Below are 17097 nucleotides of genomic sequence, written 5' to 3'. Positions count from 1 at the left end.
ACAAGCTCGCTGCATGGCTTGCCGGCGACACGGCCATCGAAGGCCTGTACCTGGGACAGGCACGGCGCGGCGCTGGCGTTCTCGCCGCCCTGGCGGGCGACGACGACATGGATGCCACGGTGGTGAACTGGTTCGCGCGGAGCAAGTACGATCGCCTGCTGGACTTGTGGACGAAGGGGTTCAACCTCGACTGGAGGCGCCTGCATGGCGACGGCGTGCGTCCACACCGCATCAGCCTGCCGACGTATCCTTTTGCCCGCGAACGCCACTGGTTCCCGACGGGAACGGCGCCAACGCCCTCGCGCGTCGAGCCAGCCTTGGCCGCTTCTGCCGGCTCGATCCAGACGCTCGCTGGCCCGCTACAGACGCTGATGTTCCATCCCGTGTGGACGACCGATGCGGCCGTCGAGGTCGAAGCTGGCGACTTCACGTCACACGTGGTCATGTTGTGCGGCCTGGATGACAAGCACGCGGTAGCGATTCGGGAACGCTTCGCGCAAGCAACCTGCCTTGTCCCGCCAACCGGCGCGGACCTTGCCGCTTCGTTCGAAGCGGCAGCGACGATGTTGCTGGAAACCCTGCAGAGCCTCACCGCCCAGCCCGGTCGCCACCTGATCCAGGTGGTAGTGCCGTGCGAGGGCGAAGGGCAGTCACTTGCAGGCCTGGACGGCATGCTGCGTACAGCGCGCCTGGAGAGCCCGCGTCTGGTCGGCCAGCTGATCGCCGTGGATACGGGACAGGACGTGGTCGCCGCACTAGGAGGCGACGGCTCCGCACCACGCGTCCGCTATGTATGTGGCGAACGTCAGGCGGCCGGATGGATCGAAGAGACGTCCGCGACGCCGGATGCATCGCCCTGGAAAGACCATGGCGTCTACCTGATCACCGGCGGTGCCGGCGGCCTGGGCCTGATCTTCGCCCGCGCGATCGCCAGCGAAGTGCGCAACCCCGTGCTGCTGCTTACCGGACGTTCCGCGGCGGATGAAACCATCAAGGGCCACGTGAGGGAACTGGAGGCCATCGGCGCCGTGGTGCGCTACCACGCGGTGGATGTCGCCGATGCAGAGGCGGTCGATGCGCTGGTGCGCGGCATTCCAGAGGAATTCGAAAGCCTCGACGGCATCGTGCACAGCGCGGGCGTAGTGCGCGACAGCTTCCTGGTGACCAAGACGCGCGACGAATTGCGCCAGGTATTGCGCGCCAAGGTAGCGGGCACGCTGAACCTGGATCGCGCCAGCCGTGGCATCGCGCTGGATGCGTTCATCTGCTTCGCCTCCATTGCCGGTGCGGTGGGCAGCGCAGGCCAGGCCGATTACGCGGCGGCAAATGCATTTATGGATGCCTTCGCGCACGAGCGCGCAGAGCGGGTGGCTCGCGGTGAGCGCCATGGACGCACGCTGTCGATCGACTGGCCACTGTGGGCCGAAGGCGGCATGCGGGTGGATGCCGCCACGCAAACGATGATGCGGCAGCAGCTGGGCATGCATCCGCTGTCGACGGAGGAGGGCGTGCGAGTGCTGCGCCAGGCCTGGGCGAGCGATGCCAGCCAATGGCTGGTGGTGGCGGGCGAACCGGAGCGCATTCGCGAGAGCGTGCTGGGTACGTCGTCGCCAGTGGCCGTCGGGCAGCCCATGGCGGCGACCGCGCGTGAAGACATCGCCGAGACCGCCGTGTCCTCGCGCGAGGCGGTATGGAACGCGCTGGCGGATCTTGTATCCACGCTCATCAAGGTAAAACCCGAGGACCTGGATGGCGAAAGCACGTTCAGCGAATACGGCTTCGATTCGGTTTCCCTGACCGAGTTCGGCAACGCCGTGAACCAGCGCTATCGGCTCCGGCTGACGCCGGCCGTGTTCTTCGAGCACTCCACGCTCGATGGCCTGGTCGATCACCTTGTTCGTGAGCATGGCGTCGTGGTGGCAGAGCCTGCGCGTCCCCGCGCCGTGCAGAACGCTTCCGCCGACCCGACGATCACCGCGCCCCTGGCCGTAGCGACAGGGGTCAGAGTGAATACTCTGACCCCTAATGGCGCGGCACTAGCAGCAACGCCGTCGCCAATCAAGGCACCAGCTTTCGGCGAACCGATCGCCATCATCGGCATGAGCGGCCGTTTCCCCCACGCAGCGGATATCGATGCCTTCTGGCAGAACCTCCGCGATGGCCGCGATTGCATCGACGAAATCCCACCCGCGCGCTGGGACTGGCGTAGCTTCCATGGCGATCAAGGCCGCGAAGCGCATCGCACCCGGATCATCTGGGGCGGTTTTATCGACGGCATCGACGAGTTCGATCCCATGTTCTTCGGCATCTCGCCGAAGGAAGCTGAGCTCATGGATCCGCAGCAGCGGCTGGCGATGATCCATGCGTGGAAGGCGCTGGAAGACGCAGGCTATGCCGCGTCCGAGCTGGCGGGCACCGATACGGCCATCTATGTCGGCACCGGCGCCACCGGCTACGGCCGGCTGGTCGACCGCGCCGGGCTGGGCGGCGAGGCCTATGCCTCCACCGGTGGCGTGCCCTCGGTCGGACCGAATCGGATCAGCTTCCTGTTTGACTGGCATGGACCGAGCGAGCCGGTGGAAACGGCGTGTTCCAGTTCGCTGGTGGCTTTGGCCCGTGGTGTCGCCGCGATTCGCAGCGGACAGGCCTCCATGGCGGTGGTCGGCGGGGTGAACACCATCGTGACCCCCGAAGCGCATATCAGCTTCAGCAAGGCGGGCATGCTGAGCCCCGATGGCCGCTGCAAAACCTTCGCCGCCGAAGCCAACGGCTATGTGCGCGGCGAAGGCGTGGCAATGCTGGTGCTCAAGAAGCTGTCCGACGCCGAGCGCGACGGCAATCCGATCCATGGCCTGGTGCGCGGTGTCGCCGAGAACCATGGCGGCCATGCCAATTCGTTGACTGCTCCCAATCCCGTGGCACAGGCCAAGGTGATCGGCAAGGCGCTGCAGCAGGCAGGCATCGATCCGCGTACGGTGGGTTATATCGAGGCGCACGGCACCGGCACAAGGCTGGGCGACCCGGTGGAAGTGCAGGGATTGAAGGCGGCGTTTGGCGGCCAGGCCGTAGCTGCGCCTTACTGCGGCCTGGGCTCGGTCAAGACCAACATCGGCCATCTCGAGCTCGCCGCGGGTGTCGCTGGCGTGGTGAAGGTTCTGCTGCAGATGAAGCACCGCACCCTGGTCAAGACCCTGCACAGCGACCAGCTCAATCCGTATCTCGAACTCGATGGCAGCCCGTTTTATGTGGTGCGCGAGGCGCGGGAATGGACGGCGCTCCGCGATACACATGGCCAGGCGTTGCCTCGCCGCGCAGGCGTGAGTTCGTTCGGCTTCGGCGGCGTGAATGCGCATGTCGTGCTGGAGGAATACCTCGCGCCAGCGGCGGTGGGATCGCCACTGGATGGCCCGGTCCCGGTGCTTCTTTCGGCACGCAACCAGGAGCAGTTGCGGGAGCAGGTTGGCCTGCTGCTGGAATTCGTCACGCGTTCGGATGCCCACTTGAGTGACCTTGCCTACACGACGCAGGTGGGACGCGAGGCGATGGAGACGCGGTTGGCGCTGGTGGTGGCATCCATGGACGAACTGGGCGAGCGGCTGCGCTCGCTCGCGTCCGGCGAGGAGCCCGCCGGAGGCGTCCATCGCGGCGTGGTGCCGCGTGGACGCCGGGATACCGGGCCCGACGCGCAGGCGATCACGGCCTTGATCGAAGCCCGCGAGCTCGACAAGCTCCTTGAGGCTTGGGTGAAAGGGGCGGTCGTCGACTGGCGCGGGCTCTACGGTACCCGCCTGCCGCGTCGCATCAACCTGCCCACGTACCCCTTCGCACGCGGCCGTTACTGGGTGCCGGACTTCGCCGCTCAAGCCCGCAGCGAAGCAGCAGAGCCCGTGGCGAGCGGCTACGAATGGCTGCTTATGCCGACTTGGGAAGTCATCGAACCGAAACTAGAGCCTTCCGCACCGGGCAGTCGAAGCCTGATCGTCGGTGGCTCGCCAGAGCAGCAGGTCGCGCTGCTCGACGCGCTGCCGGATGCAGGGGTATTCGAATGGCCGGCCGTCGCCGATGTGGCAGAGATCGAAGAACGCCTGCGCGCGTCCGGCTCCTTCGACAGGCTGATCTGGTTGGTGGATGAGGAAGCCGACACGTCTGATGACGACGAGGCGCTCGTCGCCGCACAAGACCACGGCATCATCGCCGGCTTCCGACTGGTCAAGGCGCTCCTCGCCCTCGGCTTCGATCGGCGCGTGCTCGACTGGACCGTGGTGACCGTACAGGCGCAGGCCGTGCACGGCTCCGACGCAATTTCGCCACGGCACGCCGGCGTCCACGGTTTCATGGGCGCGGTGGCGAAAGAATCCACGCAGTGGCATCTGCGCCTGCTCGATATGCCACGACAGGGCGCATGGCCCATCGACACGATGTGGAGGCTTACCCAGAACGACCGCGGCGCCACGCTGGCTTATCGTGGCGGCCAGTGGTTCGGCCAGGTGTTGTCCCCGGTGGACGGGGCGACTGCCGGGCAGGGCGCCTCGCCGTATCGAGAGGGCGGCGTCTACGTTGTCATCGGTGGTGCAGGAGGGATTGGCCAGGCCTGGAGCGAGCAAATGATCCGTGCGCACCGCGCGCGCATCGTGTGGATCGGGCGCCGGCCCGAGGACGAGGCAATCACCCAGGCCCGGACGCGGCTGGGCACGCTCGGCTCCACGCCACTCTATATCGCGGCCGATGCGGCCGACCGCACAGCGCTGGAACGCGCGCGCGCGGAAATACTCGCGCGCCATGGAGCGATCCACGGCGTGGTGCACGCGGCAATCGACCTGCTCGACAAGAGCGTGGCGCAGATGGACGAGGCGCGATTGCGAGGAGGATTGTCTGCCAAAGTCGCCGCGAGCGTGCGGATCGGGCAGGTATTCGGCGAACTGCCGCTCGATTTCATGCTGTTCCTCTCCTCGTTGGCCGGCTTCGTCCGCGCGGCCGGCCAGGGCGGCTACGCGGCGGGCTGCACCTTCAAGGATGCCTACGCACGGCATCTTGCCGCCCGCCTGCCGTATCCAGTGAAGGTGATGAACTGGGGCTACTGGGGCAGCGTCGGCGTGGTGGCTTCCAACGACTACCGCGAGCGCATGGCGCGGCAGGGTATCGGCTCGATCGAACCTGTCGAGGGCATGCGGGCCCTGGACCGGTTGTTGCGTTCGCCGATGCCCCAGCTCGGCTTCATGAAGTCGACGCGGGAGGATGTGCACGGCGGCTTGTTCGACCTGGTCGGCAAGGCGCGGGTGCGCCTGTATGAGGCCCGTTTTACATCGCTTGCGAACATGCCGAGCGTGATGCCTGCATTCCGGGGTGACGCCGCGCTCCTTGCCGCGGAGGGCAGGGAGATCGACCACCTGGCTCTGGCGATCGTGCAAGGCGAACTGCAAGCGCTGGGTTGGACCCATCCGGCCACCATCCCATCGCGGTATGCGCGTTGGCTGCACCACAGCCTGCGCATGATCGCCGAAGCCGGTTTCACCACGGCCCCCTCGCTCGAACGCGCCTGGTCCCAGTGGAACCAGCGCAAGATGGCTTGGCTCACCACAGGCCACGTGCGCCAGGCCCAGGTGCACCTGGTGGACACCATGCTGCACGCCTTGCCGGCGGTCCTGCGGGGCCAGGTCGAAGCCACGGCGGTGATGTTCCCGGATTCGTCCATGCGGCTGGTCGAGGGCGTGTACCAGGGCAATGCGGTGGCGGATCATTTCAACGACGTGCTGTGCGAGGCGGTGCTCGCCTTCGTCGCCGCGCGCGTCATGCGCGACCCCGAGGCGCGGATCCGCATCGTGGAGATCGGCGCCGGCACCGGCGGCACCAGTGCGCGGCTGATGGCGCGACTGGCGCCTTATGCCAAGCACATCGGCGAGTACTGCTATACCGATTTGTCGCGGGCGTTCCTGCTGCACGCGGAAAGCAAGTACGGACCACTGTACCCCTACCTGTCCTACCGGTTGCTCGATATCGGCAGCCCGCTGGAAGGCCAGGACATCGAAGCCGGCAGCTACGACCTGGCCATCGCCACCAATGTGCTGCATGCCACCCGTGACATCCGCGAGAGCCTGCGCAACACCAAGGCCCTGCTCGGCGCCAACGGCCTGTTGGTGCTCAACGAGCTCGCCAGCTGCGAGGTGTGGTCGCACCTGACCTTCGGCCTGCTCGACGGCTGGTGGCTGTGCCAGGACGAGGCGTTGCGGATCCCGGGCTGCCCGAGCCTGTCACCAAGTCGCTGGGATGCAGTACTGCACGAGGAAGGCTATCGCCACGTGCGTTTTCCGGCCGAGCCGGCACACGCCCTCGGCCAACAAGTGATCGTGGCCGAGAGCGACGGCATCACCTTGCAGAAGCAGCCGGTGAAGAAGACCAGCACGCCTGCACGGGTGGAGACCGCCACCCTCTCGCGTCCGGTCGAAGTGGTAGGGAAGGCGGGTTCGAATGCCGACGCATCATCGCTACGCGAGCGCTGCCGTGTGCGATTGGCAAGGCTGGTCGGCAAGGCGCTGAAGAAACCGGCGACCGAGATCGACACGACGACCGGGCTGGAGCAGTACGGCGTGGATTCGATCCTGGTGCTGGAACTGACCAACGCGTTGCGTGCGGCGTTCGAAGAACTTGGCATCGAAGACCGGGTTTCTTCGACGCTGTTCTTCGAGCATTCGACCATCGATGCGCTGGTCGATCACTTCATAGCCTGCGAACCGGAGGCAATGGCGCGCTGGACGGGGGCGGAGGTGCACGTTGCACAGCGGGTCCCTCGGCATCCGCTGCTGCACGCTTCCGATGTACCGGCAGGGCGCTTTGCCAGCCGTTTCGACGGCACGGAGTTTTTCCTCGCCGACCATCGCGTGCAAGGACGCCACGTGCTGCCAGGCGTGGCGCAGCTGGAAATGATGCGTGCCGCCGTGCAGGAAACCATACCCGGCGCGGCAAGCATTCGCCTAGGCCATGTCGCATGGGTTCGGCCGGCGGTGGCGCACGAATGCGGCCTGTCGCTTGAACTCACGCTGATGGCGGAGCCGGACGGCGCTTTCCGCTTTGAGCTTCGCGGCGATGGCGGCGCCCTCCATAGCCAGGGCGTCGCGTCGGCGGCCACGTCGGCGGCGGACCGGCACGATCTGGCCGGGCTGCGCGCCCGCTGTATCGCGGCGCACATCAGCCACCAGCGCTGCTACGCGATCTTCGAGAGCAAGGGACTGCAGTACGGCCCGGCGTTCCGTGGCATCGACGAGCTGTTCGTGGGCCAGGGCGAAGTGCTGGCGAAGCTCTCGCTGCCACCCTCGGTAGCCTCGTCTCTGCACGATTACCTGCTGCATCCCAGCCTGCTCGATGCTGCCTTGCAGTCTTCGCTTGGCCTGCATCTGGCGGAGCGCGGTGAGGATGGCGTTGAGCTGGCCCTGCCGTTCGCTGTCGACGCCGTGCAGGCGTTCGCGCCGTGTACGGCAAGCATGTGGGCCTTCGTCCGTCATGCCCAGGCCTCACCAGCCAACAGCGACATCCGCCGGCTCGATATCGATCTGTGCGATGCGGACGGCATCGTCTGCGTCCGCCTGCAAAAGCTCAGCCTGCGCACCCTCCACTCCAAGCCATCACGTGAAGCCACCAAAGAACGGAACTCATCCGATATGAACGATTCCATGGGCATCACCGCACACCACAGCCACACCGCCGACGCACAGCCGGCCGACGCCGTCCTGCGCGAAAGAAGCATCCTCAAGTTCCGCAAACTGATCAGCCAGCGCCTGTCGCTGCCGCTGGATGCGGTCGGGGCAGGAGTGGGCTTCGACGAATACGGCCTCGATTCGATCCTGGTGATGGAGCTGACCGAAGCGCTACGCCTGGTATTCGGCACGGAGAATATCGGCGCTACCCTGTTCTTCGAGCATCACGATATCGAAGGCCTGGTCGAGCACTTCGAGCGCACCCAACCGGCGGCACTGGCCCAATGGGCCGGTCTAGTAGCCACGGCGTCAGTGGTGTCACCGGCCGAACCGGTCAAGGTGGCCCACGCGGACAGCGTCGTGACACGCGAAGTCCAGCCGGTTGAAGCCACGATACCCACCGTGCCCGCCGCGGTCGCCCCGTTCGACGTGGCGATCGTCGGCCTGTCGGGCCGCTACCCCGGCGCGAACGATGTGCACCAGTTCTGGGACAACCTCGCCGCTGGGCGCCACAGCGTGACGGAGGTACCGCCGGAGCGTTGGGAGCACGGCCGCTTCTTCGACGAGCGCAAGGGCCAGGCCGGCAAGACCTATACGCGCTGGGCGGGGCTGCTTGACGACGTGCAGGGCTTCGACCGCGTGTTCTTCAACATCGCTCCAAGCGAGGCGCGCCTGATGAGTCCGCAGGAGCGGCTGTTCATGCAGGAGGTCCACGCGAGCATCGAGGATGCGGGCTACACCGCCGCGGCCTTGAGCGCCAATCGCAAGGTCGGCCTGTTCGTCGGTGTCACCAACGAGCACTACGCCACCGGCGCGCGATTCTGGTCGATCGCCAACCGCATCTCGCACCTGTGCAACTTCCAGGGACCAAGCCTGGCGATCGATACCGCTTGCTCGTCGTCGCTGACTGCCATTCATCTCGCATTGGAAAGCCTGCGCAGCGGCGACAGCGAAGTAGCGATTGCCGGCGGAGTGAACCTGATCGTCGCGCCCACCCAGCTGATTGACCTCGCCTCGATGACCATGCTGTCGGTCGATGACAAGTGCAAATCCTTCGCCGCCGGCGCCGATGGTTTCGTCGATGCCGAGGCGGTGGGCGCGCTGGTTCTCAAGCCCCTGCATCGCGCGGTGGCCGATGGCGACCATATCTACGGCGTGATCAAGGGCAGCGCGATCAATTCAGGCGGCAAGACCCATGCCTACCTGGTGCCGAATCCGAACATGCAAGCGCAGCTGGTGACCGATGCATTGCGCCGTGCTGGCGTGGACGCACGCACCGTTAGTTACGTGGAAGCGCAGGGCACCGGCAGCCATCTGGGCGACCCCATCGAGGTGGCGGGCCTGGCCAAGGCGTTCCGTCATTTCACGCAGGACCGGCAGTTCTGTGCGCTGGGCTCGGTGAAGTCGAACCTGGGCCACAGCGAGAGCGCGAGCGGCTTTGTTGCGGTGAGCAAGGTGCTGATGCAGATGAAGCACGGCATGTTAGCGCCGAGCCTGCATGCGGCCACCCCCAACCCGGAGATCCGTTTCGCCGATACACCGTTCTTCGTGCAGCAGGCGCTGGCGCCGTGGTCGCGTCCGCAGCTGGACATCGATGGCCGCCGTCGCGAGTTCCCTCGGCGTGCGGGCATTTCTTCGTTTGGCGCAGGCGGCGCGAACGCGCACCTGGTGATCGAGGAATACATCGAGCCGGCGGCGCCGTTCCGCGGTGGCTTGCACGGCCCCGCCATGATCGTTCTGTCGGCGCGCGATCCTGAGCGCCTGAAGGCCCGCGCCGAACGATTGCTGGCGGCACTGGCACCCGAGCGGCACGCCACCGACCTCACTCTGGCCGATATCGCGTACACCTTGCAGGTGGGCCGCGAGGCAATGGAAGAGCGGCTGGCCCTGCTTGTGGAATCACTGGACGACCTGCGCGACAGGCTTGCAGCGTTCGTCGGCGGCAGCACGAATATCGATGACCTCTACCTGGGCCAGGCCAAACGCGGCGCGTTCTCGGCGCTCGCCGACGACGAAGACATGCAGGTGGCCGTGCAGTCCTGGGTGGCCAAGGGCAAGTACGGCAAGCTGCTGGACCTGTGGGTGAAGGGCTTCGCATTCGACTGGAACGCGCTCTACGCGGGTGCGGCACGGCCCCGCCGTGTCAGCCTGCCGAGCTATCCGTTCGCGCGCGAGGTTTGCTGGACGGACGTTCGCTATCCCGATGCCGCCCAAGCGCTGCCTGCCGTGGACGCCGTGCGGACGGACGGCCCGAACGACACCACCAGCACGATGATGCGCATCTGGCGCGAGCTGCTGGGCCGCCCGTCGATCGAGCTCGACGACGATTTCTTCGAGCTCGGCGGCCAGTCCTTGCTGGCGACGCAATTGGCCGTTCGTATCCGCGATGAGTTCGGGGTGGACGTTCCGGTGGGCGCGATGCTCGAGGCACCCACGGTGTCCGCACTGGTGGCGCGGATCGAGTCGACGACGCCATCGACCGGCTTAGTCGAGGTTCCGTCGAGCACGCCGGAAACGCCAGTCGCAGTGCAGGAAGAGGGCTATCCACTGTCGTTCGCACAACAGCGGCTGTGGTTCCTCGACCAGCTCGAAGGACACAACCCCACCTACAACATCCCCGCCGCCGTTCGCCTGAAGGGTCAGCTGGATGCCGATGCACTGGAAGGCGCACTCAACGACGTGGTGGCGCGCCACGACGCCCTGCGTGCCCGTTTCGGCGCCGTCGACGGCCTGCCTGTGCAGTTCATCGCCGCGCACGTGGATCTTGTACTGAGGCAGCACGACCTGCGCAACCTCAAGCCCAAGGAACAGGACACGCAGACGCACCAGCTGATGCTGGAGGAGGCAAGCACGCCGTTCGACCTGCATGCCGGCCCGCTGATACGCGGTTGCCTGGTGCGGTTGGCCGACGAGGAGCACCTGCTGCTGTTGACCATGCACCACATCGTTTCGGACGGGTGGTCGATGGGCATCCTGGTGCGCGAGCTGGGTACGCTGTACGCCAACCGCAGTTTCGCCGCGGGTGCGAACCTGCCTGATCTGCCGATGCGCTACGTCGATTTCGCCCGCTGGCAGCGCGAATGGCTAAGCGGCGACGTGCTGGAACGGCAGCTGGGTTACTGGAAGAAGCAGCTGGCCGGCAGCCCGGCCCTGCTGACCCTGCCAACCGATCGCCCGCGTCCCTCCACCCAGGGCAAGGACGGTGCAGCGCTGGCCTATGCGCTGCCGGCGGACCTCAGCGCGAAGCTGCAGGCGCTTAGCCGCAAGTCCCAGGGCACCTTGTTCATGACCCTGTGCGCTGCCTTCAACGTGCTTCTGGCGCGTTATTCCCGCCAGAGCGATATCTGCATAGGCACGCCGATCGCCAACCGCAACCGCAGTGAGATCGAGGACCTGATCGGCTTCTTCGTCAACACCTTAGTGCTTCGCACCCAGGTAGACCTGCGTGCCAGCTTCACGGACCTCTTGAAGCAGGTGCGAGCCAATACGCTCGATGCCTATGCCCACCAGGACGTGCAGTTCGAGCAGCTCGTGGGCGCGGTGCAGCCGGAGCGCCATACCAGCTATTCGCCGCTGTTCCAGGTGATGCTGGTGCTGCAGAACTCGCCGATGAACCTGACCCTGCCGGGGCTGGAGCTGGAACTGGTGCCGCATGAAACGGTTACCGCCAAGTTCGATATCACGCTGACCTTCGCCGAGAGCCCGCAGGGCCTCCAGGGCAGCTTCGAGTACAACACCGACCTCTTCGATCGGGCCACGATCGAACGCATGGGCGTTCACCTGGCCAACTTGCTGCAGGCGATCGTGGCGGAGCCGGAGCGGCCCGTGGGCGAGTTGTCGATGGTGGACGAGGCCGAGTTAAGCCACCTGATCTACGGCTTGAACGACACCGCGAAGGTCTATCCGCGGGTAACCCCAGATACGCATACGCTGCATCAGCTGTTCGAGGCGCAGGTGGCGCGTACTCCTGATAACACCGCTGTGGTGTACGAGGACGCATCGCTGACCTATAGCGAACTCAATGCGCGGGCGAATCGCCTGGCGCGCCATCTGCGTCGCCTGGGCGTGGGCCCGGATGTGCTCGTTGGCCTGTGCACGGAGCGCTCGATCGAGATGATCGTGGGCCTGTATGCGATCGAGAAGGCCGGCGGTGCCTATGTGCCGCTGGATCCTACCTATCCCGCCGACCGCCTGGCCACCATCGTGGAGGATGCGGCGCCCGCCGCGATCCTTACCCAGAGCCACCTTCGCCATGCCGCACCCGTGGTGCCCGGCTTGCCGGTGCTGTGCATCGATGGCGATGCCGCCACCTGGGCCGGTGAGGATGCGGGCAACCTGGTCAATGCCACCGGGCCGGATCACCTTTCTTACGTGATCTACACCTCCGGCTCCACCGGCAAGCCGAAGGGCGTGGGCGTGGAACATCGCGGCATCGTCAACCGACTGGAATGGATGCAGGAGGCCTATCCGCTCACCGCCGCCGACCGCGTCTTGCAGAAGACACCCTTCAGCTTCGACGTTTCTGTGTGGGAGTTCTTCTGGCCCCTGCTGGAAGGCGCCACGCTGGTCGTGGCCAAGCCCGGCGGCCATCAGGACGTGGCGTACCTCGCCGGCCTGATCGATGCCGAACGCATCACCACCACGCACTTCGTGCCGCCGATGCTCGAGGTATTCCTCAACGAGGTGGAGCCCGGCAGCGGACGTTCGCTGCGCCAGGTGATGTGCAGCGGGCAGGCGCTGCCGATGGACCTGCAGCAGCGTTTCTTTGCCACCTGGAGCCACGTGGAACTGCATAACCTGTATGGCCCGACCGAAGCTTCGGTGGACGTTACCTACTGGCAGTGCCTGAAGGACAGTCCACTCGCCTGTGTGCCCATCGGCAAGCCCATCGCCAACATACAGATCCATATTCTCGACGATTTCCGGAACCCGGTGCCGATGGGCGTGGTGGGCCATCTGTACATCGCCGGCGTGGGCCTGGCGCGTGGCTACGTCAACCGCCCGGACCTCACCTCGGCGGCCTTCGTGCCCAATCCTTTCAGTGCCACACCCGGCGCGCGCATGTACCTGTCGGGCGACCTGGCGCGTTACCTGCCGGACGGCAATATCGAGTACCTGGGCCGCAGCGACCACCAGGTGAAGATCCGCGGCTTGCGCATCGAGCTGGGCGAGATCGAATCGTCCCTGGCGGTGCTGGACGCGGTGCGCGACGTGGTGGTGCTGGCGCGGCCGGACGAGCGCGGTGTCCAACGCTTGGTGGCTTATCTCGTGGCACACGACGGCCAGGCGCTACCCGACCCGGCCGTGCTGCGGCGCACCCTGGCGCAGACGCTGCCCGACTACATGGTGCCGGAGTACTTCGTGTCGCTTGCGGTGATGCCGCTCACCTCCAACGGCAAGGTCGATCGCAAAGCGCTGCCAGCGCCGGAGATCACCCAGGACGAAGGCGGCTACGTCGCGCCGTGCACGGCGACGGAAAAGGCGATCGCGGCGGTGTGGTCGGAACTGTTGAAGGTGGAGAAGGTTGGGCTTAGCGATGACTTCTTCGAACTGGGCGGCCACTCGCTGCTGGCCACGCAGCTGGTTTCCCAGTTGCGCAAGCGCCACGTCGCCGAGATCGAACTGCGCGACCTGTTCTCGCATGCCACGCTGGGTGCGCTGGCTGCGTTCGTCGACACACGCAAGCAGGATGGCCAACACCCCAACCTGGTGCCGATCCGCGCGAAAGGCTCGGCCACGCCGTTGTTCCTGATCCATCCCATCGGCGGCGGCGTGCAATATGCCTTCGACCTGGCGCAGCACCTGGATGCCAACCGGCCCGTTTACGGCCTGGCGGTTGGCGAGACAGTGCATGCCAGCATCGACGGCATGGCCACGGCGTACCTGGATGCCATCCGCGAGATACGACCGTCTGGTCCGTACCTGCTGGCCGGCTATTCGCTGGGCGGCATGGTGGCCTACGAGATCGCCCACCGGCTGCTGGCGGCGGACGAGGACGTGCAGTTCGTGGGCATGATCGATACCAGCGCCCCGTCGCTGCGTATCAGGCAGCGCGACAGTCACCCCGTCAAACACGATGCCTGCCGGGCGATGCTGAACTGGCTGCTGGACCTTAACCTCGCCGGCGACTGGCGCCGACACCCCGCTTACCCGGAACTGATGTCATGCGCCCAGCGCGGCGACCTCGACGGCATGATCGCGCTGAGCGTGAACCAGGAAGTGGTGCCGCCGGGCATGGAGAAGGACGAGGTGCGGCGCACCGTGGCCCAGTACGACGTGCTGGCCCGCGCCGCCGATGACTATCGACCGCCCGCGGCGCAGCTGCCGGTGACGTTTTTCGCTGCCGACCGCCGCGAAGGCGAGGACCTCACGCTGGGCTGGCGCGACGTGCTGGGCCGGCATCTGGACGTGTCGCGGATCGGTGGTACGCACCTGTCGATCGTGAAGACGCCCCGGGTGGAAAAGCTCGCGCGCGACATCTCCGAGCGGATCGTCCACTACACCCCGAACCTCAACCTCACCGACGCCAACCCATGAACGAGACCATCGCCGCGGACGAAGTGGGCCTGGCACCGGAAGCACCAGCAGAACTGCGCTACGGACGCCGCATCGAGGACCTTCCCAGCCCCAAGGGCCAGCCCTTCGTCGGCAACGCGCTGCAGCTGAGCGGTCGGCAGATGCACCAGAAATTCACCGCCTGGGTGCGCGAGTTCGGGCCGATGTTCCGGCTACAGGTATTTGGCCACACCATCGTGATCGTCTCCGACTCGGCCACCGCCCATGGGGTGATGCGCGAGCGGCCGGACGGATTCCGGCGCAACGGCGGCCTGAAGACGATCATGAACGAGTTGAACATCGGCGGCGTGTTCACCGCCGAGGGCGCCGAGTGGCGCAAGCAGCGAAAGCTGGTGATGAGCGGGCTGAACGCGGAGGTGATCCGCAACTTCTTCCCTCGGATGGTCACCCTGACCGAGCACATGCTGGAACGCTGGAACAAGGCACTGGACGAAGGTCGCGCCATTGACCTCCGTCGCGACCTGAAGGCCATGGCGCTAGATACCATTGTCGGCATCGCCATGGGCCACGACATCGACGCGGTGAACCAGGACGGCGACCCGTTGCAGCGCGACATCGACAACATGTTCCAGCGCCTTGGCCATCGCACCACCGCCTCGTTTCCGTACTGGCGCTACTTCAAGCTGCCGGTGGATCGTGCGGCCGAACGCTCGTTCACCGACATCGACAGGCGGGTGGCGGAGTTCATCCGCAACACCCGCGAGCGCATGGAGCAACAGCGGGACTTGCAGAAGAAACCCGCCAACATGCTCGAAGCCATGATCACGGCCAGCGAGGATCCGGAGTCGGGGTTCACCGATGAGGAACTGGTGGCCAATGCGATCCTGAGCGTGATCGGCGGCGAAGACACCACCGCCAACTCGATCGGCTGGATGCTCTGCCAGCTGTCGCAGAACCCGGCTGCCGCCGCGGCGCTCACCGCCGAGGTGGACTATGTGCTCCGCGATGCGCCGCTGCCGCGCGAGTGGGAGCAGATGAAAGCATTCCCATACCTGGAGGCGGCACACAGCGAGACGCAAAGGCTCAAAGCGGTGGCGCCGTACCTCGGCCTTACCGCTAATGCCGACTGCGTCGTTGCCGACACCTTCATTCCCAAGAACACGGCGATCATCGTGGCGACGGCGGGGGAGGGAGGCGACGAGGCGCATTTTCCCGCACCCGAGCAATTCAAGCCCGAGCGCTGGATCGACGAGCTGCGGGAGGCGGGGCAGGAGGATCCCAGCCGCAAGCTGTTCCCGTTCGGTGGCGGTGCGCGGCTATGCCCGGGGCGTTTCCTGGCGCTGACGGAGATCAAGGTGGTGGTGGCGATGATCATGCGCAACTTCGAACTGGAACCGGATCCCAAGGCGCCGCCGGCGAAGGAGCTACTTAACTTCTTCATGGCGCCGAGTTCCGTGCCGGTGCGCCTGAAGAAGCGGGTTCCGTCGGCGGGGAATTCCCGTTGAACGCCATCGCACGCGCGTCGAACGCCGAGATCGCCAGGCGGGTGCTGAAGGTCTCGCTGCCGCTGATGGGTTCCATGGTCGGCAACCTGATCATGATGCTGGTGGACCGGATCTGCCTTGCCCGGTATTCCAGCGACACGCTGGCGGCCTCGGGCCCCGCGGTGTACACGGCCATGGCGATCGTGGGTTTCTTCGTGGCGGTGGTGGGGTTCTCGCGATCGTGCGTGGCGCAAGCCTTCGGCCGTTCCGGCCATGAGGACGCTGCCTGGCAGGCCTCTACCGGCATCGTCGTCGGTGTCGTCTTCGCCGTGCTGTTGTTGCTCCTGGCGCCGCTGATGGCTTGGATTCCCTCGTTGAGCGACCGGCCCCCGGCGCTTACTCACCTGGAATCGCAGTTCCTGTACTGGGCGGCGTACTTCGGCGCCGCGATGACGTTCAACATGGCGTTGTCGTCCTACTTCAACGGCATCGGCAAGACCCGCATCACGCTGGTCGCCGGGCTGGTAGGGCAGGCCGTGGGCATCGTGGCGACCATTGGACTGGTGTTCGGTAAGTTCGGCCTGCCGGAACTTGGCATGCGCGGCTCGGCGCTGGGCACGCTGGCCGGCACCCTGGCCATCACGGTGATCTATGTGGCGTACATGCCCAGGAATATCTGGAGCGGCGTATGGCGGCTGGTGGCCACGCGCGGCATCCATCGCGGCGACCTGATGCCCAGGATCAGGAAAGGCTTCGCGCTGGGAGTGACCGCGGGCCTTGGGAATTTCGGCAACGCCGCCTTTATCTGGATCATCGCCGGGCTGGGGGTGATCGCGCTGGCCGCCAACAACGTGAACCTTACGGTGAGCTATATCGGCGTGATTCCGCTGCTGGGCTTAGGCATAGGCTGCAGCGTGCTGTGCGGCAATGCGCTGGGGCAGGGCGAGTTCGATCAAGTGCCGAGGATCCTGGCGGTCACTTTAGTGATCGAGCTGGCTTACGTGGCGGTCACCGCCTTCCTGCAGATCGTCACCCCCAGCGTGCTGCTGGATCCCTTCGGCCTTGCCGACAAGCCCGAGGAAATTCGCCATGCGGCGGTCGCGACCTCGAAGGTACTGTGGACGTATTCCCTGGCCTTTGCCTTTTCGATGACCGGCCAGGCAGTGCTGGAAGCCTTCGGCCTCACCCGGTTCCTGTTCGTCGTGCGTCTGGTGATGATGTGGGTGCTGAGCATCCCCACGATCTACTTCATCACCCTGGGCCATGTCGGCGACCCCGAATACCTCCCTACGGCCTGGGTGATCGGCTCGTCGTTCGAGGCCTGCATCGGGTTGTTGTATTTCTGGAGGATATGGGTGGCGGTAGCACGCAAACAGAACGAGATCGTTCTGACGAATGTGGCGGGTTGA

General features: G+C 65.8%; 3 protein-coding genes (1 of these 3 running past the window's edge). All 3 read left to right on the top strand.

Translation table 11 applies throughout. The features are described from left to right. Tightly spaced (each overlapping or abutting the next), the 3 genes in view from NDK18_RS00695 to NDK18_RS00685 form a layout consistent with a single transcriptional unit that may run on beyond the window. Positions 1-14225: the 3' end of a non-ribosomal peptide synthetase gene (locus NDK18_RS00695; RefSeq protein ID WP_250626789.1), read on the top strand. Its footprint begins 17791 nt before the window's first position; only the last 14225 of its 32016 coding nucleotides appear in the window; its start codon lies beyond the left edge, outside the window; it ends in the stop codon at positions 14223-14225. Beyond that, complete coding sequence (locus NDK18_RS00690) at positions 14222-15709, top strand: cytochrome P450 (RefSeq protein ID WP_250626788.1); 1488 nt, start codon at positions 14222-14224, stop codon at positions 15707-15709. The genes NDK18_RS00695 and NDK18_RS00690 overlap by 4 nt, the downstream gene beginning before the upstream one ends. Further along, positions 15706-17097: an MATE family efflux transporter gene (locus NDK18_RS00685; protein ID WP_250626787.1), complete on the top strand. Its 1392-nt coding sequence runs from the start codon at positions 15706-15708 to the stop codon at positions 17095-17097. Before NDK18_RS00690 ends, NDK18_RS00685 begins: the two co-directional genes overlap by 4 nt.

It is taken from the genome of Pinirhizobacter soli, from assembly GCF_015905305.1.
GTDB classification, from domain to species: domain Bacteria; phylum Pseudomonadota; class Gammaproteobacteria; order Xanthomonadales; family Rhodanobacteraceae; genus Pinirhizobacter; species Pinirhizobacter soli.
The sequence above is the reverse complement of the archived record's forward strand: the minus strand, read 5'-3'. Positions and strand labels throughout refer to the sequence as shown.